Below are 21116 nucleotides of genomic sequence, written 5' to 3'. Positions count from 1 at the left end.
GGGCGGCGGACCGCCGCCAGCGGGTGGTCAGTCGTAGAAGCCGGCCTGCTCGAGCCTGGCGAGCGCATCCGCCCGGCTCGTCACGCCGAGCTTGCGGTAGAGGTTCTGCACCTGGGTCTTCAGTGTGTTGAGCGACACGAAGGATCGCGCTGCGATCTCGCCGTACGACAAGGGCTCGCGGATGTTCGCGGCGAGCCGCTCCTCCGTCGGGGTCAGCGCCGGAAGCTGTGAGCGCCGGACATCGACCTCGGGCACGGCCGCCAGCCTGCGGCGCACCTCCTCGATCTCGGCCTGCGCATCCGGCCGGCGGCTCTGCAACCTCCCGAGGAGCTCGGCGACCTCGTCGCGCGGCAGGGTGAGCAGCGGCGTCGCCGATCCGGATGCGGTGATGAGGTGGAAGGCCTCCTCGAAGCTGTCGTCGGCGGCGGCGAGGTTGCCGAGGCGTTGGTGGGCGATCGCGCGCCGGAACAGCAGCGGCGGTATGGTGCGCAGGCAGTGATCGGCGCCGAGCCGGAGGCAGGGATCGGTCACGACCAGCGCCTCACGATTGCGGCCCAGTTGCAGCAGGGCCGCCGAGCGCTGCATGTCGAAGCACAGGGCGTGGCCTGGTGGGGAGACATGGTTCTCGAGCGCCGACAGGGCCCGGCGGGCGTCGCCGCGGGAGAGCAGCAGATCGGCGTAGATGCCCAGCACGAAGCCCTGCACCATGGAGAAGTCGTCGCCGCGGTCGGTGCTGTGGATGATCGAGACGAGCAGAGGGATCGCCCGGTTGAGGTCGCGGGTGAGGAGCAGGCCCATCGCCTCGGTCGCCGACGCGGTGAGCTGCCAGGTGGGATCGAGCGGTGCGACGGTTCTGAGCGTGGTGGTGATGCGCTGCAGAGCCGCCACGTCGAATTCGGCGGATGCGACGAGGGTCTCGGCGAGCAGGAGCGGGTAGAACGCCTCGGTCTCTGCCCAGCCGTTCGTCTGCTGCAACTCGCGGCAGCGCGCGAGGCTCGCCTGGGCGTGCTCGTACTCGCCGTTGATGGCCCGGCTGAGGCCGAGCAGCGCCTGCGCGCGGAACTCGGCGGACGCATCCCGCGCGTTCTCGGCGTTCACCGAGGATCGGGACGCGAACCGGGTCGCCCGGCGCGGCCAGCCCGCGGCCGCATACGCTTCGGCGACCGCGGCGAGGAGGGCGGTCGTCGTCGCCGCGCTGGCTCGTGCCGGGCGCCGCAGCGCGTTGTCGTCGAAGTGCTCCTCGGCCAGCGCGACCGCCTTCTGCACCCGTCCGGCGCGGGTGGCGGCGAGGATCAATCCGGTGAGGATGACGACCGAGCGCTCCGACCACACTTCCGGCGCCGCGCCGGACGCCATGGTGGCGAGCTCGTCCACGTCCGCCGGTGAGGCCGGCGGGGCGCCGGGCAGCGTGCTCGCCACGAGCCGGCCCGCCGTCAGGAAGGCCTTCGAGGGCGCGGGTGCTCCGTCGAACGACACTGCGCTCATGCGGCTCCTCCCCTCGCCACCATTCTCAGGCACTCGCGGGCCGCAATCGTCCACCGACCGGCGGGCGGCGGTCGGTAGTCTCGGGGGATGAGTTCGTTCGCTGTGCACGAGGTCGCGTCCGACGCCGAGGGCCCGTACGGGGTGGCGGTCACCGCCGACGGCGCGGTGTGGTGCACGCTCGTGCACGCCGGAGCGGTGCTGCGAGTGGTTCCGGATGCGTCGGGTGGGGTCTCGGTGCGCCGGTTCGAGTTGGTGAGCGACGCGGGCGGCGGCGAGCCGGCGCGGTCCGCGGAGGCTGCGGGCGGTGCCGGTGGCGCGCAGACCGCGCAGGTCGCCGCTGCGGGCGAGGACTCCGTGTGGGTCACCGACACGGCGGGCGACGCCGTGCTGCTCGTCGGGCCCGAGGGCGTGCTGCGCCGCATCCCCGTGCCGACCGCCGGCGCGCAGCCGTTCGGCATCACCACCCAGGCCGACGGCACCGCCTGGTTCACCGAGCTCGGCCGCGACGCGCTGGGCCACATCGATCTGCTCGGGCGGGTCACCGAGTTCCCCTCCGGCACCCACGAGGGCTTCGTGTCGATGATCGCCTCGGCCGGCGAGAGCCTGTGGTTCACGGCGAACCAGGCGAACGCGATCGGCTACATCCGCGGCGGCGACTCGGCGGTGCAGCTGTTCGAGCTGCCGACGCCGCACGCCGGCCCGGTCGGCATCACGGTCGGTGCCGACGGCGCCGCGTGGTTCTGCGAGATCCTGGCGGGGGCGATCGGGCGCGTCGACCGTGCAGGGAGGGTGACCGAGCATCCGTTGCCGTGGCACGAGTCGAAGCCGCACGCCATCGCGGCCGACCCCGCCGGCGGCTTCTGGGTGAGCCTCTGGGGCTCGAACCAGCTCGCCCACCTCACCACTCCCGACGGGGAGGTGCACTTCGAGGTGCTGGACCTCCCCGGCGTGCACTCCGAGCCGCACGGGGTGGCGGTCGCCCCCGACGGCACCGTCTGGGTGGCGATGGAGTCCGGTGCCCTGGTCGCCCACACGCCGCAGGCCGCCGGCTAGGGGAGGGCCGACGCCAGGGCCGTGAGCACCTGGGTGGGCGTCGGGACCCCGGATGCGCGCATCCGCTCCACCCCAGCCGCGTCGGTGATGACGATGGTGGGCGTCGCCACGATGCCGCGCGCCTCGCTCTCGTCGGGAGCGTCGGCCACGTTCACCTCGCGCCACTCGACGCGGTCGCCGACCAAGGGCGCAACCTGGTCGAGTGTCGCGCGCGTGCTCGAGCAGGCGCCGCAGAAGCTCGACGAATACAGGGTGACGCTCAATTCGGCCATGCCGTCCTCCTCTCCTGCACAACCGAGGACGGCCCGCTCGGATTCCCCAGCGCCAGGATGCCCGGACGCCCCACGATAGAATCGATCGTCAACTGGAGGGAAATCCACATGCCAGCGATCGTCTTGATCGGCGCCCAGTGGGGCGACGAAGGAAAAGGTAAGGCGACCGACCTGCTCGGCAGCCGCGTCGACTACGTCGTCAAGTTCAACGGCGGCAACAACGCCGGCCACACGGTGGTGGTGGGCGACAAGAAGTACGCGCTGCACCTGCTGCCCTCGGGCATCCTCACCCCTGGTGTCACCCCGGTCATCTCCAACGGCGTCGTGGTCGACGTCGAGGTGCTGTTCAACGAGCTCGAGGCGCTGGGGTCGCGGGGCGTCGACGTCTCACGGCTGCTCGTCAGCGCCAACGCGCACGTCATCACCGCCTATCACCGCACCCTCGACAAGGTGACCGAGCGCTTCCTCGGCAAGCGCCAGATCGGCACCACCGGGCGCGGCATCGGGCCGGCCTACGCCGACAAGATCAACCGGGTCGGCATCCGCATCCAAGACCTCTTCGACGAGGGCATCCTGCGCCAGAAGGTCGAGGGCGCGCTCGACGTCAAGAACCACATCCTGGTCAAGGTGTACAACCGGCGTGCCATCGCCGCCGACGAGGTGGTCGACGAACTGCTCTCCTACACCGAGCGGCTGCGGCCGATGGTGGCCGACACCTCGCTGGTGCTCGACCGTGCCCTGAAAGAGGGCAAGACCGTGCTCTTCGAGGGCGGCCAGGCCACCATGCTCGACGTCGATCACGGCACCTACCCGTTCGTCACGTCGTCGAACGCCACCTCGGGCGGAGCCGCCACGGGCTCGGGTGTCGCGCCCAACCGCATCGACCGCGTGATCGGGGTCGTGAAGGCGTACACCACCCGCGTCGGCGCCGGCCCGTTCCCCACCGAACTCTTCGACGAGTCGGGCGAGTTCCTGCGCTCGCAGGGCTTCGAGTTCGGCACCACCACCGGTCGCCCGCGTCGCACGGGCTGGTACGACGCGCCGATCGCCCGCTACACCACCCGCATCAACGGTGTCACCGACTTCGTGCTCACGAAGCTCGACGTGCTCACCGGGCTCACGACCATCCCCGTCTGCGTCGCCTACGACGTCGACGGCGTGCGGGTCGACGAGGTGCCGGTCTCGCAGAGCGACTTCCACCACGCGGTGCCCATCTACGAGGAGTTCGAGGGCTGGAGCGAAGACATCACGGGCGTGCGCGAGTTCGGCGACCTGCCCGCGGCGGCGCAGCGCTACGTGCTCGCCCTCGAAGAGATGAGCGGGTCGCGCATCTCGGCCATCGGTGTCGGCCCCGACCGCGACGCCATCGTCGTGCGGCACGACCTGCTCGAGTAGCGCCCGGGCGCGGGTCGGGCCGCGTCAGTCGGCGCGCGGCGGCGCGGTGGTGGCGCGGCGCACGAGCCGGGTGGGCAGCCGGATGTGCGTGGTGTCGGGCGTCTCCCCGTTCATCAGCTGCACCAGGAGGCCTGCGGCGGCGGCGCCCATGGTCTGCATCGACTGCCGGATGGTGGTGAGCGGCGGGGTGAGCCGCGACGCCTCGGGCACGTCGTCGAAGCCGATCACCGAGAGGTCGCCCGGCACCTCGAGCCCGAGTTCGGCGGCGGTCTGGATGATGGCGATCGCCGAAAGGTCGTTGGCGGCGAACACCGCGGTGGGCCGGTTCGGCGACGAGAGCAGTGAGGCCGCCGTGCTCCTGGCCGTCTCGGACTCGTAGAGCCCGACCCGCACGAGCGACGGATCGAACGGGATGCGTGCCACCTCGATTGCGCGCCGGTAGCCGGCATCCCGCAGCACGGAGGAGCGCAGGTCGGGCCGGCCCGACACGAAGGCGATGCGGGTGTGGCCGAGCTCGATCAGGTGGGTGGTGGCCTGCATCGCCCCGCCGAAGCTGTCCGACTCCACGGTGGGTAGATCGGCGCGCCCGGTGTGCGGGTCGACGGCGACGATCGGAACCTCGGTGTTCACACCGATGACCGTCGGCGTGACGATGATGGCACCGTCGATGAGGGTGCCGCTCAGCCGGCTGAGCGAACGCTGCTCCCAGCCGGCGCCCTCGTGCTGGCGCGAGGCGCTGTAGGCGAGCAGATCGAGCCGAGAATCGTGCAGCGCCGAGGCCACGCCCTTCAGGATCTCGGCGCTGAACGGCTCGAAATCCGCCACCAGCACCCCGATCACACCGGTGCGCCGCGAACGCATGCTGCTGGCGATGAGGCTCGATTCATAGCCGAGCTCCTGCACCACCTCGAGCACCCGCCGGGTGGTCTCGCTCGAGATGCCGTACCGCCCGTTGACCGCCTTCGACACGGTCGACACCGAGACGCCGGCGGCTGCGGCGACGTCTTGGATGGTCGTTCGTCGGCTCATCCGCACAGCATAGCGCGGCAATGGAAAATGTTTTCGAAAACGTTTGACACTCTCCGCGAGCCCGGCGAGGATTCTGGCACCGAGGGTGTTCCACACCACCCCGCACTTCACATCCCTGGCACCGCGACGACGATGGTGCCGCTCGACGAAGAGAACAGGTTGACCACATGAAGGCACGAAAGATCCTCGCCGGATCTGCGATCCTCGCTCTGGGGGCGCTCGGACTCAGCGCGTGCAGCGCCGGATCGGATTCCGGCTCGAGCGACGGCGCAGTGACCATGACGCTCTGGCAGAACTCCACCACCGGCCCGGGCAAGGCGTTCTGGGAGAAGACGGCAAGCGACTTCGAGGCGGCCAATCCGGGCGTCACCATCGACGTGCAGACCGTGCAGAACGAAGACCTCGACGGCAAGCTCCAGACCGCCATGAACTCCGGCGACGGCCCCGAGATCTTCCTCCAGCGCGGTGGCGGCAAGATGGCGGCCATGGTCGCCGCCGGCCAGGTGATGGACATCACCGACAAGATCTCGGCCGACGCCAAGAGCCAGATCCCCGAGGGCTCGTTCAAGGCCGAGCAGCTCGACGGCAAGACCTACGCCATGCCGGTCGCCGTGCTGCCGGGCGGCTTCTTCTACAGCCAGGACCTCTTCACGGCCGCCGGCATCACCGAGACGCCGACGACCGTCGACGACCTCGAGGCCGCCGCCCAGAAGCTCAAGGCCTCGGGCACCCAGGGCATCGCGCTCGGCGCGAAGGATGCCTGGCCCGCCGCGCACTGGTACTACTTCTTCGCGCTCCGCGAGTGCAGCCCCGACACCCTGGCCAAGGCCGCCGACGAGAAGAGCTTCGACGACGAGTGCTGGATCAAGGCGGGCGAAGACCTCGAGGCCTTCGCCGCCACCGATCCCTTCAACGAGGGGTTCCTGACCACCTCGGCTCAGCAGGGTGCCGGCAGTTCGGCCGGTCTCCTCGCCAACCGCCAGGCCGGCATGGAGCTCATGGGCGCCTGGGACCCGGGAGTGATCGCGTCGCTGACGCCCGACGCCAAGCCACTGCCCGACCTCTCCTGGTTCCCGTTCCCCGAGGTCCAGGGCGGCGAGGGCGAGCCCGGCTCCATGCTGGGCGGTGTCGACGGCTACTCCTGCGCGGTGGATGCTCCGCCGCAGTGTGTCGACTTCCTCAACTACATCGCCACCCCTGAGGTGCAGGAGGCCTACTACGTGGCCTTCAACGCTCCGCCGGTGAACACCGAGGCCCAGGGCGCCGTCACCGAGCCGTACCTCCAGGAGATCCTGAAGGCCTACAACGCGGCACCCTACGTGTCGCAGTGGCTCGACACCGTGTACGGCCTGAACGTCGGCAACGCGCTGAACGTCGGAGTGGTCGACCTGCTCGCCGGCAAGAGCACCCCGGAGCAGCTGGTGCAGACGGTCAACGACGCCGCCAAGAAGGGCTAGGAGCCCCGACATGCAGGTTCGCGAGAAGGCGGCCCCCGTGCTCGACACGGCGGCCGATCTCGAGACGACCGAGGGCGGCGGCACCACGCCGCCGCCCTCGGCGCCTGCGCGGAAGCCCCGCCGCGCGACGACGAGCTGGACCACCCGGCTCGAGATCGCGCTGCTGGCGGGACCTGCGCTGGTGATCTTCCTCGCCTTCGTGATCTTCCCGGTCGTGGTGGCGGGGTACTACGGCTTCTTCAGCTGGCAGGGCTACGGACCCGCCGTCGACTTCGTCGGGCTGCAGAACTACATCACGATCTTGCAGGACCCGACGTTCCACGACGCACTGCTGCACAACGGCATCATCGCGGTGCTGTCGCTCGTGCTGCAGGGCCCGGTCGCCATCCTGCTCGCGCTCCTGCTCAACCGGAAGCTGCGTGGCCAGTCGATCATCCGGGTGCTCATCTTCGTGCCCTACGTCATCTCCGAGGTCGTGGTCGGCACCGGCTGGAGCCTGATGCTCCAGACCAACGGCGCGCTGAACGGCCTGCTCGAGAACATCGGGCTGGGCGGTCTCGCGCAGGACTGGCTGGCCAACCCCGACATCGCCATCTGGACCCTGATGGGCATCATCACCTGGAAGTACGTCGGCTTCGCCGTCATCCTCTTCCTCGCCGGGCTCCAGGGCATCCCCGACGAACTCACCGAAGCGGCGGCCATCGACGGCGCGTCGTTCTGGCAGATCCAGCGCAGCATCACGCTGCCCCTGCTCGGACCGACCCTCCGAATCTGGGCGTTCCTGTCGATCATCGGCTCGCTGCAGCTGTTCGACCTCGTCTACATCATCTGGGGGCAGTACGTCTCCTCGACGGCCGGGACCTCGACCATGGTCACCTACATGGTGACGAACGGGCGCAACGCCGGCAGCTACGGCTACGGCAGCGCCGTCGCGGTGGTGCTCTTCGTCATCTCACTCGTCGTCGCCCTGGTCTACCAGCGGTTCGTGCTGCGGCGCGACACCGAGGGCGCGCTCACCGGAAAGGGAGGCCGCCGCGGATGACCGCCACCATCGCCTCGACCGCCCGCGCCGCCGGCGCATCCGCCCCGGGTGACCGCTCGGGCGAGGGGCTCTCCCGCAAGCGCCGCTCGAAGGGCAGCACGCCGATGCAGCGCGGGAACGCGCTCGTCTACTTCGTGGCGCTCGTCGTCATCGCCCTGATGCTCGCGCCCGTCGTGTACATCATCCTCGGCGGATTCCGCACGAACTCGCAGATCACGGTCGACCCCTCGGGGCTGCCGAACCCGTGGAACCTCGCGAACTACCTCGATGTGCTCACCGGGGGTGTGTTCTGGAGCCAGGTGCTGAACTCGACCATCGCGGCGTCCGTCACCACCCTCGGCGTCGTCGCGCTGGGTCTCATGGCGAGCTACGTCATCGCCCGCTATCAGTTCCGTGGCCGCGGGGTGATGTACTCCGTGTTCGCCGCAGGCCTGATGTTCCCGATGACGGTGGCCATCACGCCGCTCTACATCGTGGTGAAGAACATCGGCCTCATGAACTCGCTCGCCGGGGTCATCCTGCCGCAGATCGCCTTCGCCCTGCCGACCACCATCATCATCCTGGTGCCGTTCCTCCGCGCGATCCCGCGCGAGATCGAGGAGGCCGCGTTCATCGACGGCTGTGGCCGGCTCGGCTTCTTCTGGCGGATGGTGGTGCGGCTGGCCATGCCCGGGGTGATCACCGTGGGCATCCTCGCCTTCATCGCCAGCTGGAACAGCTACCTGCTGCCGCTGTTCCTGCTCAACAACGAGGCCGCCTTCACGTTGCCGCTCGGCGTGCAGGCCTTCTCGTCGCAGTACTCCGTCGACACGGCGAAGGTGCTGGCGTTCACCTCGCTCTCGATGATCCCCGCCCTGCTGTTCTTCAGCCTGTTCGAACGCCGCATCGTCGGCGGCCTCACCGGCGCCGTCAAGGGCTGACCGGTGCCGTTCGAAGAAAGTGACGCTTCCGTGAGCCTTCCGCACCTGCCCGCCGTCTCCGACCGGGTTCGCGAGCTGCACGCCCGTATGACCCTCGAGGAGAAGCTGGCGCAGATCGTCGGGTACTGGGTTGACCAGGGCGGCGAGGTCGTCGCGCCCCTCGCCGGCGAGATGGCGACATCGACGGGGTACGCGGATGCGACGGTGCACGGCATCGGGCACCTCACCCGCGTCTACGGCACGCGACCGGTCGACCCGCTGGAGCGGGCCGAGTGGCTGTGGGCCGAGCAACGACGGCTGATCGAGACGACGCGGCTGGGCATCCCGGCCCTCGTGCACGAGGAGTGCCTCACCGGGCTCGCCGCCTGGAAAGCCGCGACGTTCCCCACGCCGCTGGCGTGGGGGGCCGCGTTCGACCCCGACGCGGTCGCCGAGATGGGGCGGTTGATCGGCGAGTCCATGCGGCAGCTCGGCATCCACCAGGGTCTCGCGCCGGTGCTCGACGTCGTGCGCGACCCGCGGTGGGGCCGGGTCGACGAGTGCATCGCCGAAGACCCCTACGTGGTGGGCACGATCGGCACCGCCTATGTGCGGGGCCTGCAGAGCGCCGGCGTGCACGCCACGCTCAAGCACTTCGTGGGCTATTCGGCCTCGCAGGCGGGGCGCAACCACGCTCCCGTGCACCTCGGCCGGCGCGAGCTGAACGACGTGCTGCTGCCGCCGTTCGAGATGGCGTTGCTCGACGGCGGGGCGCGCTCGGTGATGAACTCCTACGCCGAGATCGACGGCGCACCGGTCGGGGCCACGCCCGAGTACCTCACCGAGCTGCTGCGCGAGCGCTGGGGCTTCGACGGCGTCGTCGTCTCCGACTACTTCTCGGTCGCCTTCCTGCAGTTGATGCACGCCGTGGCCGCCGACGGGGGTGAGGCGGCCGAGCTCGCGCTCGCGGCCGGCATCGACGTCGAGCTCCCGACCGGCGACGCGTTCCTGGGGCCGCTGGCCGATCGCATCCGGTCGGGCCTCGCCGATGAGGCGCTCGTCGACCGCGCCGTGCTGCGGCTGCTGGCGCAGAAGGAGGAACTCGGACTCCTGGATGCCCGGTTCGACGACGCCCCCACGGCTGTCGACCTCGACACCCCCGCCCACCGGGCGATCGCGCGCCGCATCGCCGAGGAGTCCATCGTGCTGCTCACGAACGACGGGGTGCTGCCGCTCGCCGACGGCCGACGCGCCCCGGCGACGCTCGCCGTGATCGGCCCGAACGCCGACTCGCCCGAGGCGCTCATGGGCTGCTACTCCTTCGTCAACCACGTGCTCGCCCACCACCCGGGCATGCCGATCGGCTTCGAGATCCCCACCGTTCTCGACGCGCTGCGCGGAGCGTTGCCCGACACCGAGATCCACGCGGTGCGCGGGGCGGATGTCGAGGGTGACGACCGGTCGGGGTTCGCGGCCGCCGTCGACGCCGCTCGTGCCGCCGAGGTCGCGGTCGTGGTGGTCGGCGACCGCGCCGGTCTCTTCGGCCGCGGAACGGTGGGCGAGGGCAACGACGTCGAGAGTCTCGAGCTCCCCGGCGTTCAGCGCGAGCTCGTCGAGGCGGTGCTGGCGACCGGCACTCCGGTGGTGCTGGTGATCTGCTCGGGCCGGCCCTACGCCGTCGACTGGGCGGTGAACGGCGCCGAGCGCCCGGCCGCCGTGTTGCAGACCTTCTTCCCCGGCGAGGAGGGTGGAGCCGCCCTCGCCGACGTGCTCACGGGCGCGGTGGTGCCCTCCGGTCACCTTCCCGTGTCGCTGCCGCGCTCGGCGGGTGCACAGCCGTACTCCTACCTGCACCCGATCCTCGGTGGCCCTTCGGAGGTGACGAGCGCCGACAACACGCCGGTGCTCCCGTTCGGTTACGGCCTGAGCTACACCACCTTCGAGCGCACCGAGCTGGTCGCCGACCACGCCGTGCCGGCCGGGGGCGTGTTCTCGGCGTCGGTGCGCATCCGCAACACCGGCCGGCGGGCCGCCACCGATCTGGTGCAGCTGTACGCCCGCGACGTGCAGGCCAGTGTCACGCGACCGGTCGCGCAACTGCTCGCCTACCAGCGGGTCGAGCTCGCCGCGGGTGCCGAGGCGGTGGTGCGCTTCGACGTGCCGACCGCGCGGCTCGCGTTCACCGGGCTCCGCTACGAGCGCGTCGTGGAGCCGGGCGAGGTGGAGCTCTGGGTGGGGCCGTCGGTCGCCGAGCGCGAGACGGCCACGAGCATCCGGCTCGTCGGGCCCGAGCACGTCGTCACCCTGGCGGATGCGCGGGTGGCCACGGCGACCGTGACCGTGACCGCGGCCGTCAACAGCGACGAACGGGGCGCGGACGTCTCAGCCCTCGCCGATGCGAGCTGAGGGCGCGATGAGCGAGCGATCAGCGCTGGTGGTGCGCGGCGGCTGGGCGGGCCACCACCCGGTCGAGACGACCGAACTGTTCCTGCCCTTCCTCGAGCAGCAGGGCTTCGCGGTGCAGATCCACGAGACACCCGAGGTCTACGCCGACACCGAGCTGCTGGCCGCGCAGCACCTGGTGGTGCAGTGCGTCACCATGTCGACCATCTCGCGGGAGGCCGTGGCGGGGCTCCGCGACGCGGTCGCGGGCGGCCTCGGGCTCGTGGGCTGGCACGGCGGAATCGCTGACTCGTTCCGCAACGAGTCCGACTACCTGCAGCTGATCGGCGGCCAGTTCGCCACCCATCCGGCCGCCGCTCCCGATGGTCGGGTCGGTGACGAGACGGACAACTTCCTCGATTACCGGGTGGAGCTGACGGATGCGGGACGCGAGCATCCGATCACCGCGGGTCTCGCGGACTTCGTCCTGCACACCGAGCAGTACTGGGTGCTGCACGACGACCTGATCGACGTGCTGGCCACCACGACGCATCCGGCGCCGGCCTGGCACCCGTGGCACCGACCGGTCGTGTCGCCCGCGGTCTGGACCCGGGAGTGGGGTGCCGGCCGCGTCGTCGTGGCGACACCGGGGCACAGCGTCGACGTGCTGCAGGACGAGAACGTACGCACCATCATCGAAAGGGGGATGCTGTGGGCGGCCCGCACGGCATAGCGATCGTGGGCCTCGGGGTCATCTCCCGGGCCTACCTCGAGACACTCATCCGGCATCCGCGGCTGCGCATCGTGGCGGTCGCCGACCTGGCGCCCGAGCGCGCCGCGGCGGTGGCCGAGCAGACCGGCGCGATGGCACTCGACGTGGCCGAGGCGCTCGCGCACCCCGAGGTGCAGACGGTGCTGAACCTCACCATCCCGGCGGCGCACGCGGAGGTGGCGCTGGCGGCCATTGCTGCGGGCAAGGACGTGTACGGGGAGAAGCCTCTCGCGGCGACCCTCGACGAGGCGCGCCAGGTGATCGCGGCTGCGGCAGCGGCCGGTGTGCGGGTCGGCAGCGCGCCCGACACGGTGCTGGGAACGGGCACCCAGACCGCGCGCGCCGCCGTGGAGTCGGGGCTGATCGGACGGCCCATCTCGGCGACCGCCACCTGGGTGGCCGCGGGGCACGAGGCCTGGCATCCGAACCCCGATTTCTACTACGCGCCCGGGGGCGGGCCGCTGCTGGACATGGGCCCGTACTACGTCTCCTCGCTCATCCAGACCCTCGGGCCCGTCACCGCGGTGACGGGTGCCGCGAGCCGGCTGCGCTCGCGGCGTGTCATCCAGACCGGTCCGCGGGCGGGGGAGGAGATCCCGGTCGGGGTGGACACCCATGTCACGGGCATCCTCGAGCACGCGAACGGTGCGCTCTCCACCCTCACAACGAGCTTCGACGGGGTGCACACGGATGCGAATCCGATCGAGATCCACGGCGAGCTCGGCACGCTCGCGGTGCCCGACCCGAACTGGTTCGGCGGCGAGGTGCGGCGCTTCGCGGCGGGAGCGGATGGCTGGTCGACGGTCGCGCCGAGCGCCGGGTTCGAGGAGGGCGGCCGCGGGGTCGGGCTCATCGATTTCGTCTTCGGCGAACCGGACGCGCCACGGGCGGCCGGGGCCATCGGGTTGCACGCACTCGAGGTGATGACCGCGGTGCTCGAATCGGCGCACTCGGGGCGCCGCGTCCCGGTGAACTCGACCGTGACACTGCCGCCGCTCGTACCGCTCACCCCGCCGTCGCAGTGGCTCGCCTGAGCCGCGATCGCCACATCTCATCCGGAGGACATCGATGACCACCGCATCCGCCCGCCTCGTGATCGACCTCGATCTGCCGGGGCCGCGCATCAGCAGGCACCTCTACGGGCACTTCGCCGAACACCTCGGCCGCTGCATCTACGGGGGGTTCTGGGTGGGTGAGGAGTCCGAGCTCCCGAACGTGCGCGGCATCCGGCTCGACGTGGTGGAGGCGTTGCGCGAACTCCGTATCCCGAACCTCCGCTGGCCCGGCGGATGCTTCGCCGACGAGTACCACTGGCGCGACGGCATCGGGCCGCGCGATCAGCGGCCCCGGATGGTGAACACGAACTGGGGCGACGTGGTGGAGGACAACTCCTTCGGCACGCACGAGTTCATGGCGCTCTGCGAACTGCTCGGTGCCGAACCGTACGTCAACGGCAACGTGGGTTCGGGCACGGTGCGCGAGATGAGCGAGTGGGTGGAGTACCTCACCCGCGGTGGCGAGTCGCCGATGGCTTCCCTCCGTCGGGCGAATGGGCGCGACGAGCCGTGGCGGGTGCCGTTCTGGGGCATCGGCAACGAGGCCTGGGGCTGCGGCGGCAACATGCGCGCAGAGGCATACGCCGATCTGGCGCGCCAGTACGCCACGTTCCTGCGCGATCACGGCGACAACCGCCTGTACCGGGTGGCGGCCGGCGCCTCCGACGACGATTACCGGTGGACCGAGACGATGATGAAGTCGGTCGGCTGCGTCGGCTGCGGGGACGGGCCGAAGGACATCTTCCAGGGCCTGTCGTTCCATTACTACACGATCCCCGGTCCCTGGGAGGACAAGGGCGACGCCACCCGGTTCACCCTCGACGACTACTACGCCACGATGGTGAAGGCGCGGCACGTCGAGGAGCTCATCCGCGGTCACGCCGCGGTGATGGACGTCTACGACCCGGCCAAGACGATCGGTCTGGTGCTCGACGAGTGGGGCACCTGGTGGAACGTCGAGGAGGGCACCAACCCCGGCTTCCTCTACCAGCAGAACACGCTGCGCGACGCGCTGGTGGCGAGTGTGCACTTCGACGCGTTCCACCGGCATGCCGACCGGCTCAGCATGGCGAACATCGCGCAGACGGTGAACGTGCTGCAGGCGATGATCCTCACCGACGCCGACAGCGGGGCGCTGGTGCTGACGCCGAGCTACCACGTGTTCCGGATGAACGTGGGGCACCACGACGCGGCGTCGCTGCGGGTGCACGTCGACGCTCCGTCGTGGGTGCGGCCGGTGGCCGCAGGGAGCCTCGACCTGGTCTCGGCGTCGGCGTCGACGAGGTCCTCGGCCGACGGAGACACCGCCCTGGTGTCGATCAGCAATCTCGATGCCGAGCGGGCGCTGCCGGTGCTGCTCGACCTCCGTGGCCGCGTCGTGTCGGGTGCGCGGGCGCGCATCCTCTCCGCCGATTCGATCGACGCGCACAACACCGCGGCCGCGCCGGACGCCGTCGTGGTGCGTGATCATCCGGTGCTCTTCGAGCCGGGCCCGTTCGGCACCGAACTGCGGGTCGATCTGCCGCCGCACTCGTACGTGACCGTCGAACTGGACATGACCTGATGATTGGTCGTGCGTTTGATGTTGCCAACGGCTTTTGCGGCCGTCGAGCGTTGCCTCTATTCGCTGATATTGATCTCCGAATTCTTCTTTGACATCCCATCCATCCGTCAATATGTTGTTCGTAACCACTTTTGGCACTGAATCTGCACTGGAGCACTCATGTCCCTGACCCCCACTCGCGAAGACAAGTTCTCGTTCGGTCTCTGGACCGTCGGCTACAACGGCACCGACCCCTTCGGTGGCCCGACGCGGGCGCCGCTGGATGTGGTGCACGCGGTCGAGAAGCTCTCGGAGCTCGGCGCCTACGGCCTCACCTTCCACGACGACGACCTGTTCGCCTTCGGCTCCACGGATGCGGAGCGCCAGACCCAGATCGACAGGCTGAAGCAGGTGCTCGCCGACACCGGAATCGTGGTGCCGATGGTGACCACCAACCTGTTCTCGGCCCCCGTGTTCAAAGACGGCGGCTTCACCTCGAACGACCGCGCCGTGCGTCGGTTCGCGCTGCGTAAGGTGCTGCGCAACCTCGACCTCGCGGCTGAGCTCGGCGCCAAGACCTTCGTGATGTGGGGTGGCCGCGAGGGGGCCGAATATGACGCGGCCAAGGACATCCGTGCGGCGCTCGAGCGCTACCGCGAGGCGGTCGACCTGCTGGGGCAGTACGTCACCGACAAGGGCTACGACATCCGGTTCGCGATCGAGCCGAAGCCGAATGAGCCCCGGGGCGACATCCTGCTGCCGACCGTGGGTCACGCGCTCGCCTTCATCGAGACGCTCGAGCGCCCCGAGCTGGTCGGCGTGAACCCCGAGGTCGGGCACGAGCAGATGGCCGGGCTCAACTTCGCGGCCGGCATCGCGCAGGCGCTCTACCAGGGCAAGCTGTTCCACATCGACCTCAATGGTCAGCGCGGCATCAAGTACGACCAGGACCTCGTGTTCGGGCACGGCGATCTGCAGAACGCGTTCGCGCTGGTCGACCTGCTCGAGAACGGCGGCCCGTCGGGCGGACCCACCTATGACGGGCCGCGCCACTTCGACTACAAGCCGTCACGCACCGAGGACTCCACCGGGGTCTGGGAGTCGGCCGCCGCCAACATGCGCACCTACCTCCTGCTCAAGGAGCGCGCGGCGGCCTTCCGGGCCGACCCGGAGGTGCAGGAGGCGCTCGCCGCGTCGCGGGTGACGGAGCTCTCGGAGCCGACCCTCGCTGCGGGCGAGGGTTACGCCGAGCTGCTGGCCGACCGCTCTGCGTTCGAGGACTTCGACGCATCGGCCTACTTCGACGGCAAGGGCTTCGGTTTCGTGCGCCTGCAGCAGCTCGCCCTCGAGCACCTCACGGGCGCCCGCGGCTAGTTCGCGCCGCTGCATCCGCTGCGCCCGCTGCATCGCGGTCGCGGGAGGGGGCCGGCGGTGACGCCGTTGCCGCCGTCGCGGACGTCGCCGGCGGTTCGGACTCCGTCACCGGCGCCTCCGCGTGGCCGGCCGGGGCGGTGCCGGTGGAGCGGCGGCTGAGAGCGAAGGCAATCGCGCTGACGGCGATGCCGACCGCGGCGCCCAGCACGGTCTCGAGGGCGCGGTCGCGCAGCAGCCCGGCCTCGTCGACGGGGTGCGCGAGTTGGGTCATCAGCAGCGCGAGCGGCGTGACGAAGATCATCGTCACGCCGTAGTTGCGCATCACGAAGAGCTCCGCCCCCACCTGCAGCAGCGCGATGATCACGATCAGCTCGATCTGCCCTGCGCTCACGGCGAGCAGCAGCGCGGCGAGGGCCAGGCCGATGAACGTGCCGAGCACGCGCTGCCCGGCGCGCACCAGGTGCCCGGTCGTGTCGGCGGCGCCGAGCGCGGCCGTGGCGGACACCATCGCCCAGTACGGATGCCCGATCCCGGTCGCCGTCGGGATCAGTCCGGCCGCGACCACCGCCACGACCAGGGTCAGCACCTTCAGGTATTCGGCCCGGCTCCGTGCCGTGGCCGCGAACTTCGTGGCGAGGTGTGTCCGTTCGCGCCGCCGGGCGCTCGGGAGCGCGAGTCCGACCGTGGAGATCGCGATGGCGAGCGCGGCGCTCCCGGCGGCGAGCACGAGGGCGACCACCACCCGGCCAGGGTCGGAGGGTACGGCGGCGCAGGCGGTCAGCGCGAACACGAAGAAGAGCGCGCCGGGCGGATGCCAGCCGAGAGCATCCCCGGCGAAGGTGGCGCCCGCGGCGATCACCGCCACTACGGGCAGCACGAGCCAGTCGCGGGCAGGCGAGACGCTCACTGCGGTGCCGAGCACGACGGCGAGCACCAGTCCGGCGCCGGCGCTCGCCTGCATGCGGAGTCGCGTGACGTGGCTGTGCGAGCGGCCGTAGAGCGCGGTGAACGCGCCGAACACGGCGTAGAGGGCGAGGTCGATGTGCCCGGTGGCGGCCAGCACGCCGAGCGGGACGGCGATGGCGAGCCCCGCCCGCACGGCGACTCGATGAGCCCCGCCGTGCGGTCCCAGCTCGATCATGCGCCGCGGGTGCGGCCAGAACCGCTGGGCTCCCGGGCCGGGGTGCACGGCGCCCCGGGGGTGGGCGGATGCGAGCGGCGTCGATCGGGTGGGGGTGGATGCGGACATGAGGCTCCTCGGGCGACGGGCGGAGGTCGCCGTCGACCCGGAAAGTAGTTTACTCGTGAACTATTGTATCGTCGTCATATGGTGACCTCCGACCGGTCCGCGGCCGCCGAGCCCCGTGCTGCTCGAGCGGGAGAACTGCCGCACGAGGACGACGACGTCGATCGCGTGCGTGCAACGTGGGCCGAGCTGCATCCCGGGCTCGACACGACGCCGATCGACATCGTCGGGCGCATCCTCCGGGCGGCCGCACTGGTCAGTCGCCGAGGCGACGTGTTCCTGGCCCGCTACGGGCTCACGCGGGGCGAGTTCGACCTCCTCGCGGCGTTGCGGCGGGCGCCTGTCCCGCGGTCACCGGGCTCGTTGCGGACGGTCTCGCTGGCATCCGGCCCGGCGATCACCAAGCGACTCCGTTCCCTGGGGGACAGGGGACTCCTTCAGCGGTCGACGAACCCCGCCGATGGGCGCGGCGCCCTGATCAGCCTGTCGCCCGCCGGAACCGCTCTGATCGACGAGGTCTTCCCCGCCCTGCTGGAGGTGGAGCGGCAAATGGTGGCAGGTATCCCTTCTCGCGACCGCGCGCACCTCGTCAGTGGCCTCCGAGCGGCCCTGGCCGCCCTCGACGACGCCTGAGCTCGCGGGCGTCAGCGCGCCCGCCCGCTGCACCCGCCGCGCTGGCGCTCCGCGCCACCCGCGCTGCGCCGCCCGCGCCGCACCGCGCCACCCGCGCCGCGTCCGGTACCTGCGAGTCCGCGCCGCCCAGGCCGCGCCCGGTCACCGCGAGTCCGCGCCGCTCCACGCACACACCACAACGATCCTGCGCCGCCGGACGCATGCCCGGTCGTCCGCCGTGGGGGGTCAGACGACCGAGTAGCCGTCCGGGAGAGTGGCGCGACCGGTGAGGGCGAGCAGGAGCGTCTCGCCGTCGCCCCGCGTTGCCGCGACGCCGGCGGCGAGTTGGAGGGTCGCGGTCAGCGCCTCGGGCGACTGGCCGTGCGGCAGGCCGGTCGCGCGCGAGATGTCGAGGGAGTGCACCACGAGTTCGAAGATGCGCGTGCGCAGGTACTCCGCGAGCGAGATGCCGAGACCACCGATCGAGACGATCCGCTCCGGTGGGGCGGCGTCGACCAGGGCCACGGCGCGGCCGAGCGCGTCGGCGATCGCCCGCGCCGGGTCGTCGCCGAGCCACACGCCGGCCTCCACCCCGCGAGCGGCGACCGCTGCCGGATCGGTCAACTCGCGATACACGCGGGCGTAATAGGACTCCGCATTGGGCACGTTCGGGTACCCCGGGTCGTCGAGCAGCAGGTAGCTCTCGACGGTGAGGATGGCGCGTGTGGTGTGCCCCACGAGCGAACGCACCGTCCATTCGCCGAGCGCGACCGACTCCCACTGCGTGTCGTCGATTCGGGTGACGAGATCGTGGAACGCCGTGGCGGAGTGGAAGAACATGGCTGCGCTGCCCATACGGACCATCGTGGCACAGCTCCCGCCCGAGCGATGCCGGTGCGAGACTGGTGGCATGGCCGCCATCAGCCCCGAGCACGCCCCTGTTCAGGGCCGCTACATCCGACTCGAACCGCTCACGCGCGAGCTCCTCCCCGAGCTCCACGCGGCGATCGGCCACCCCGAGGTGTTCGCCGGCGGCTACGGCGGCGGCCCGGCGGGTTACCGCGACACCGTCGACGGGTTCGTCGCGTGGGCCGAGACCTACTACCAGTGGCAGGGCGGCAACGCCTACGTCATCCGCCTCGTCGGCGGCCGTGATGACGGAACCCTGGTGGGCACGACGACCCTCGGCGACCTGGACACGCGGCGGGAAGCGGCCCACATCGGCTGGACGGCGTACGACCCCCGGGTCTGGGGCACGGTGGTGAATCCTGAAGCAAAACTCCTCCTTCTCGGTCTGGCCTTCGACAACGGCTTCGGCCGCGTGAAGATCCAGGCCGACGTCATCAACGCGCGCTCGCGCGCGGCGATCGCCAAACTCGGCGCAACCTTCGAGGGCATCGTGCGCCGGGACATGCCCCGAGCCGATGGCACCTGGCGCGATTCCGCCGTGTTCTCGATCATCATCGACGAATGGCCGGCCGTTCGGGCCGCGCTGCGTGAACGTGTGGACAACCAAGGGGGTGCCCGCCCTGTGGAATTCGCGAACTCCTGACGAACCTTCCGAGAGGTCGCCGAGAACACGCATCCGGATTTTGGCCGAATCGTTCGATTGATGGTGAACTAGCCCTATGGAAGCTCTCTACACCGCAATCGCCCACGCCTCCGGCGGTGGCCGCGATGGACACGTCCGCAGCGAAGACGACCGCCTCGACTTCGACACCCGCCCGCCCAAGGAGATGGGTGGCTCCGGCGAAGGCACGAACCCCGAGCAGCTCTTCGCCGCCGGGTACTCGGCGTGCTTCCTCGGCGCGGTGCACGCGGCCGGCCGCGAGCTGAAGCTCGACACCACGGATGCGGCCGTCTCGGCCAGCGTCTCCATCGGCAAGAACGACGCGGGCGGCTTCGGTCTGGCCGTGGAACTCGACGTCTACGTGCCCAACGTGACGCCGGAGCAGTCGCGTGAGATCGCGGAGAAGGCGCACACCATCTGCCCCTACTCCAACGCGACGCGCGGCAACATCGACGTCGACCTCACCATCGTCGAGTAGTCGCAGGCGTCCCTTTCTGCCAATCGCGGGCGCTCGACTGCCAACCCGGTTGAACGAGCGCCCGCGCTCGCGCTGATGTCGGTGCCGCGCGATAAGGTCGCGAGGTGACCCAACCCCGCACCATCCCCGCTCGCGGCCGAGCCCTCGTCGCCCTGCAGTTCGGAGCGCTCGGGCTCATCTGGGGGTCGAGCTTCCTCTTCATGAAGGTCGCCCTCGGCGGGGTCTCGTTCGGCCAGGTCGCGTGGGCGCGACTGGCGCTCGGCGCCGTCACCCTCGCCCTGCTCCTCCTCGTCACGCGCACCCGGCTGCCCCGGCAGCGCGCCGTGTACCTGCACTTCGTGGTCATCGGCGCGTTCGGCTGCGCCATCCCGTTCCTCCTGTTCGCCTGGGCCGAGCAGTACGTCACCTCCGGGCTCGCCAGCATCTACAACGCCGTCACCCCCATCACCACCGCGCTCATGGTGGCGCTGGCATTCCGCGTGGAGCGGCTCGACCGGTCGCGGGTGCTCGGCGTGGTGGCGGGCATCCTCGGTGTGGTGGTCATTATCGGCCCGTGGTCGTTCGCGCCGAGCGACGCCGCGCACGGCGACCTCGTGCTCGAGCTCGCGGGCCAGCTCGCCTGCCTCGGCTCGGCGGTCTGCTACGGCTTCACCTTCGGCTACATCCGCCGCTTCATCACGGGCCGCTACCCGGTCACCGGGCTCAGCGCGGCGTTCCTCCAGGTGGGCATGGGAGCCGTCGTGCTGCTCGTGCTGACGCCGTTCGTCGCGGTCGGGCCCATCGCGCTCGACCTGCCGATCGTCGCGAGCCTCCTCACCCTCGGCATCGCCGGCACCGGTGTCGCCTACTACTGGTACATGAACGTGCTGAACGCCTGGGGGCCGACGGCGACGTCGACCGTCACCTACCTCACCCCGGTGGTCGGCGTCGCGCTCGGCATCCTGCTGCTCGGTGAGCAGCTCACCTGGAACGCGCCGGTCGGGGCGGCGCTCGTGTTCGTCGGCATCCTCTTCGCACAGGGGCGGCTCCGACTGCGCCGAAAAGCGGATGCGCAGGGCGAGGTCAGCCCGGCTGGCTAGAGTTATGGCATGGCGAATGCGGATTCAACGGTGTCCACGGGTGGTTTCGACAGCTCGGCGGACGTCTACGCCCGGCTGAACAGCATCCGTCAATCGATCGACAACATCGATGCGGCGCTCATCCACATGCTGGCCGAGCGCTTCAAGTTCACCCAGACGGTGGGCCGGCTGAAGGCCGAACACGGCCTGCCCGCGGCCGACCTCGACCGTGAAGCGCGGCAGATCACCCGGCTGCGGGCGCTCGCCGTGGAGTCGCACCTCGACCCCGCCTTCGCGGAGAAGTTCCTCAACTTCATCGTGGCGGAGGTCATCCACCACCACGAGCGCATCGCCGCCGACGCCGACTCCGAGTAACCGGCCGCATCCGTTTCGT

At 70.5% G+C, this 21116-nt stretch carries 20 protein-coding genes; 15 read left to right on the top strand and 5 right to left on the bottom strand.

What is annotated here, in order from left to right; translation table 11 throughout:
• Positions 1 to 27: 27 nt before the first annotated feature.
• Positions 28 to 1485, bottom strand: coding sequence for a hypothetical protein (locus tag AC3WLB_RS13345; RefSeq protein ID WP_492506697.1), 1458 nt, complete (start codon positions 1483 to 1485; stop codon positions 28 to 30).
• A gap of 87 nt (positions 1486 to 1572) precedes the next feature.
• On the opposite strand from AC3WLB_RS13345, the gene AC3WLB_RS13340 reads away from it, so the two are divergent.
• On the top strand, positions 1573 to 2538 hold the full coding sequence (locus AC3WLB_RS13340) for a Vgb family protein (RefSeq protein ID WP_492506695.1): 966 nt from the start codon (positions 1573 to 1575) through the stop codon (positions 2536 to 2538).
• On the opposite strand, the gene AC3WLB_RS13335 is transcribed toward AC3WLB_RS13340, so the two are convergent.
• Entirely contained in the window at positions 2535 to 2810 is a 276-nt protein-coding gene (locus tag AC3WLB_RS13335) for a thioredoxin domain-containing protein (RefSeq protein WP_022898399.1), read from the bottom strand. The two genes, AC3WLB_RS13340 and AC3WLB_RS13335, sit on opposite strands and share 4 nt — an antisense overlap.
• A 108-nt stretch (positions 2811 to 2918) precedes the next feature.
• On the opposite strand from AC3WLB_RS13335, the gene AC3WLB_RS13330 reads away from it, so the two are divergent.
• On the top strand, positions 2919 to 4205 hold the full coding sequence (locus AC3WLB_RS13330; RefSeq protein ID WP_492506692.1) for an adenylosuccinate synthase: 1287 nt from the start codon (positions 2919 to 2921) through the stop codon (positions 4203 to 4205).
• Positions 4206 to 4229: 24 nt separating this feature from the next.
• On the opposite strand, the gene AC3WLB_RS13325 is transcribed toward AC3WLB_RS13330, so the two are convergent.
• The gene (locus AC3WLB_RS13325; protein ID WP_492506690.1) at positions 4230 to 5234 is read right to left on the bottom strand and encodes a LacI family DNA-binding transcriptional regulator; all 1005 of its coding nucleotides are present in this window, start codon (positions 5232 to 5234) and stop codon (positions 4230 to 4232) included.
• A 167-nt stretch (positions 5235 to 5401) separates the two neighbouring features.
• Here AC3WLB_RS13325 and AC3WLB_RS13320 point away from each other — a divergent pair, with 167 nt between their 5' ends.
• The 8 genes from AC3WLB_RS13320 to xylA all read left to right on the top strand — a co-directional run bounded on the left by AC3WLB_RS13320 (position 5402) and on the right by xylA (position 15758).
• Complete coding sequence (locus AC3WLB_RS13320) at positions 5402 to 6691, top strand: extracellular solute-binding protein (protein WP_492506688.1); 1290 nt, start codon at positions 5402 to 5404, stop codon at positions 6689 to 6691.
• A 10-nt stretch (positions 6692 to 6701) separates the two neighbouring features.
• Positions 6702 to 7733 carry a carbohydrate ABC transporter permease gene (locus AC3WLB_RS13315; RefSeq protein ID WP_492506686.1) on the top strand — a complete coding sequence of 344 codons (1032 nt, stop codon included), beginning with the start codon at positions 6702 to 6704 and terminating at the stop codon, positions 7731 to 7733.
• Positions 7730 to 8653: a carbohydrate ABC transporter permease gene (locus tag AC3WLB_RS13310; protein WP_022895465.1), complete on the top strand. Its 924-nt coding sequence runs from the start codon at positions 7730 to 7732 to the stop codon at positions 8651 to 8653. Before AC3WLB_RS13315 ends, AC3WLB_RS13310 begins: the two co-directional genes overlap by 4 nt.
• 30 nt (positions 8654 to 8683) lie before the next feature.
• Positions 8684 to 11038, top strand: coding sequence for a beta-xylosidase/alpha-l-arabinosidase (locus AC3WLB_RS13305; RefSeq protein ID WP_492506684.1), 2355 nt, complete (start codon positions 8684 to 8686; stop codon positions 11036 to 11038).
• Between the two features lie 7 nt (positions 11039 to 11045).
• Positions 11046 to 11747: a ThuA domain-containing protein gene (locus AC3WLB_RS13300; protein ID WP_492506682.1), complete on the top strand. Its 702-nt coding sequence runs from the start codon at positions 11046 to 11048 to the stop codon at positions 11745 to 11747.
• Positions 11726 to 12820, top strand: a complete 1095-nt coding sequence (locus AC3WLB_RS13295) for a Gfo/Idh/MocA family protein (protein ID WP_492506680.1) — start codon at positions 11726 to 11728, stop codon at positions 12818 to 12820. The genes AC3WLB_RS13300 and AC3WLB_RS13295 overlap by 22 nt, the downstream gene beginning before the upstream one ends.
• Positions 12821 to 12854: 34 nt before the next feature.
• Positions 12855 to 14405, top strand: coding sequence for an alpha-N-arabinofuranosidase (locus AC3WLB_RS13290; protein WP_492506678.1), 1551 nt, complete (start codon positions 12855 to 12857; stop codon positions 14403 to 14405).
• Between the two features lie 159 nt (positions 14406 to 14564).
• The gene (gene xylA, locus AC3WLB_RS13285; RefSeq protein ID WP_492506676.1) at positions 14565 to 15758 is read left to right on the top strand and encodes a xylose isomerase; all 1194 of its coding nucleotides are present in this window, start codon (positions 14565 to 14567) and stop codon (positions 15756 to 15758) included.
• Here xylA and AC3WLB_RS13280 read toward each other — a convergent pair.
• Positions 15739 to 17007 (bottom strand): FUSC family protein, encoded by a 1269-nt coding sequence (locus AC3WLB_RS13280; protein ID WP_492506674.1) that lies wholly within the window; start codon positions 17005 to 17007, stop codon positions 15739 to 15741. The two genes, xylA and AC3WLB_RS13280, sit on opposite strands and share 20 nt — an antisense overlap.
• A gap of 78 nt (positions 17008 to 17085) precedes the next feature.
• Here AC3WLB_RS13280 and AC3WLB_RS13275 point away from each other — a divergent pair, with 78 nt between their 5' ends.
• Positions 17086 to 17637 carry a MarR family winged helix-turn-helix transcriptional regulator gene (locus AC3WLB_RS13275; RefSeq protein WP_492506672.1) on the top strand — a complete coding sequence of 184 codons (552 nt, stop codon included), beginning with the start codon at positions 17086 to 17088 and terminating at the stop codon, positions 17635 to 17637.
• 225 nt (positions 17638 to 17862) lie between these two features.
• On the opposite strand, the gene AC3WLB_RS13270 is transcribed toward AC3WLB_RS13275, so the two are convergent.
• Complete coding sequence (locus AC3WLB_RS13270) at positions 17863 to 18471, bottom strand: maleylpyruvate isomerase family mycothiol-dependent enzyme (RefSeq protein ID WP_492506670.1); 609 nt, start codon at positions 18469 to 18471, stop codon at positions 17863 to 17865.
• 55 nt (positions 18472 to 18526) lie between these two features.
• Here AC3WLB_RS13270 and AC3WLB_RS13265 point away from each other — a divergent pair, with 55 nt between their 5' ends.
• The 4 genes from AC3WLB_RS13265 to AC3WLB_RS13250 all read left to right on the top strand — a co-directional run bounded on the left by AC3WLB_RS13265 (position 18527) and on the right by AC3WLB_RS13250 (position 21097).
• Entirely contained in the window at positions 18527 to 19168 is a 642-nt protein-coding gene (locus tag AC3WLB_RS13265; protein WP_492506668.1) for a GNAT family N-acetyltransferase, read from the top strand.
• 76 nt (positions 19169 to 19244) lie between these two features.
• Positions 19245 to 19664, top strand: a complete 420-nt coding sequence (locus tag AC3WLB_RS13260; RefSeq protein ID WP_022895476.1) for an organic hydroperoxide resistance protein — start codon at positions 19245 to 19247, stop codon at positions 19662 to 19664.
• A 104-nt stretch (positions 19665 to 19768) separates the two neighbouring features.
• Positions 19769 to 20743 carry a DMT family transporter gene (locus AC3WLB_RS13255; protein ID WP_492506665.1) on the top strand — a complete coding sequence of 325 codons (975 nt, stop codon included), beginning with the start codon at positions 19769 to 19771 and terminating at the stop codon, positions 20741 to 20743.
• Between the two features lie 9 nt (positions 20744 to 20752).
• Positions 20753 to 21097, top strand: a complete 345-nt coding sequence (locus AC3WLB_RS13250) for a chorismate mutase (protein ID WP_051047662.1) — start codon at positions 20753 to 20755, stop codon at positions 21095 to 21097.
• Positions 21098 to 21116 lie beyond the last annotated feature (19 nt).

This window comes from Herbiconiux sp. FW305-C-125, from assembly GCF_058783455.1.
This window is presented reverse-complemented; position numbering and strand designations above follow the sequence as displayed.

Bases quoted from the DNA above. Each gene is read 5' to 3' on its own strand.
- AC3WLB_RS13345 (WP_492506697.1), bottom strand. From the start codon at position 1,485: ATGAGCGCAGTGTCGTTCGACGGAGCACCCGCGCCCTCGAAGGCCTTC.
- AC3WLB_RS13340 (WP_492506695.1), top strand. From the start codon at position 1,573: ATGAGTTCGTTCGCTGTGCACGAGGTCGCGTCCGACGCCGAGGGCCCG.
- AC3WLB_RS13335 (WP_022898399.1), bottom strand. From the start codon at position 2,810: ATGGCCGAATTGAGCGTCACCCTGTATTCGTCGAGCTTCTGCGGCGCC.
- AC3WLB_RS13330 (WP_492506692.1), top strand. From the start codon at position 2,919: ATGCCAGCGATCGTCTTGATCGGCGCCCAGTGGGGCGACGAAGGAAAA.
- AC3WLB_RS13325 (WP_492506690.1), bottom strand. From the start codon at position 5,234: ATGAGCCGACGAACGACCATCCAAGACGTCGCCGCAGCCGCCGGCGTC.
- AC3WLB_RS13320 (WP_492506688.1), top strand. From the start codon at position 5,402: ATGAAGGCACGAAAGATCCTCGCCGGATCTGCGATCCTCGCTCTGGGG.
- AC3WLB_RS13315 (WP_492506686.1), top strand. From the start codon at position 6,702: ATGCAGGTTCGCGAGAAGGCGGCCCCCGTGCTCGACACGGCGGCCGAT.
- AC3WLB_RS13310 (WP_022895465.1), top strand. From the start codon at position 7,730: ATGACCGCCACCATCGCCTCGACCGCCCGCGCCGCCGGCGCATCCGCC.
- AC3WLB_RS13300 (WP_492506682.1), top strand. From the start codon at position 11,046: ATGAGCGAGCGATCAGCGCTGGTGGTGCGCGGCGGCTGGGCGGGCCAC.
- AC3WLB_RS13290 (WP_492506678.1), top strand. From the start codon at position 12,855: ATGACCACCGCATCCGCCCGCCTCGTGATCGACCTCGATCTGCCGGGG.
- xylA (WP_492506676.1), top strand. From the start codon at position 14,565: ATGTCCCTGACCCCCACTCGCGAAGACAAGTTCTCGTTCGGTCTCTGG.
- AC3WLB_RS13280 (WP_492506674.1), bottom strand. From the start codon at position 17,007: ATGTCCGCATCCACCCCCACCCGATCGACGCCGCTCGCATCCGCCCAC.
- AC3WLB_RS13275 (WP_492506672.1), top strand. From the start codon at position 17,086: ATGGTGACCTCCGACCGGTCCGCGGCCGCCGAGCCCCGTGCTGCTCGA.
- AC3WLB_RS13270 (WP_492506670.1), bottom strand. From the start codon at position 18,471: ATGGGCAGCGCAGCCATGTTCTTCCACTCCGCCACGGCGTTCCACGAT.
- AC3WLB_RS13265 (WP_492506668.1), top strand. From the start codon at position 18,527: ATGGCCGCCATCAGCCCCGAGCACGCCCCTGTTCAGGGCCGCTACATC.
- AC3WLB_RS13260 (WP_022895476.1), top strand. From the start codon at position 19,245: ATGGAAGCTCTCTACACCGCAATCGCCCACGCCTCCGGCGGTGGCCGC.
- AC3WLB_RS13250 (WP_051047662.1), top strand. From the start codon at position 20,753: ATGGCGAATGCGGATTCAACGGTGTCCACGGGTGGTTTCGACAGCTCG.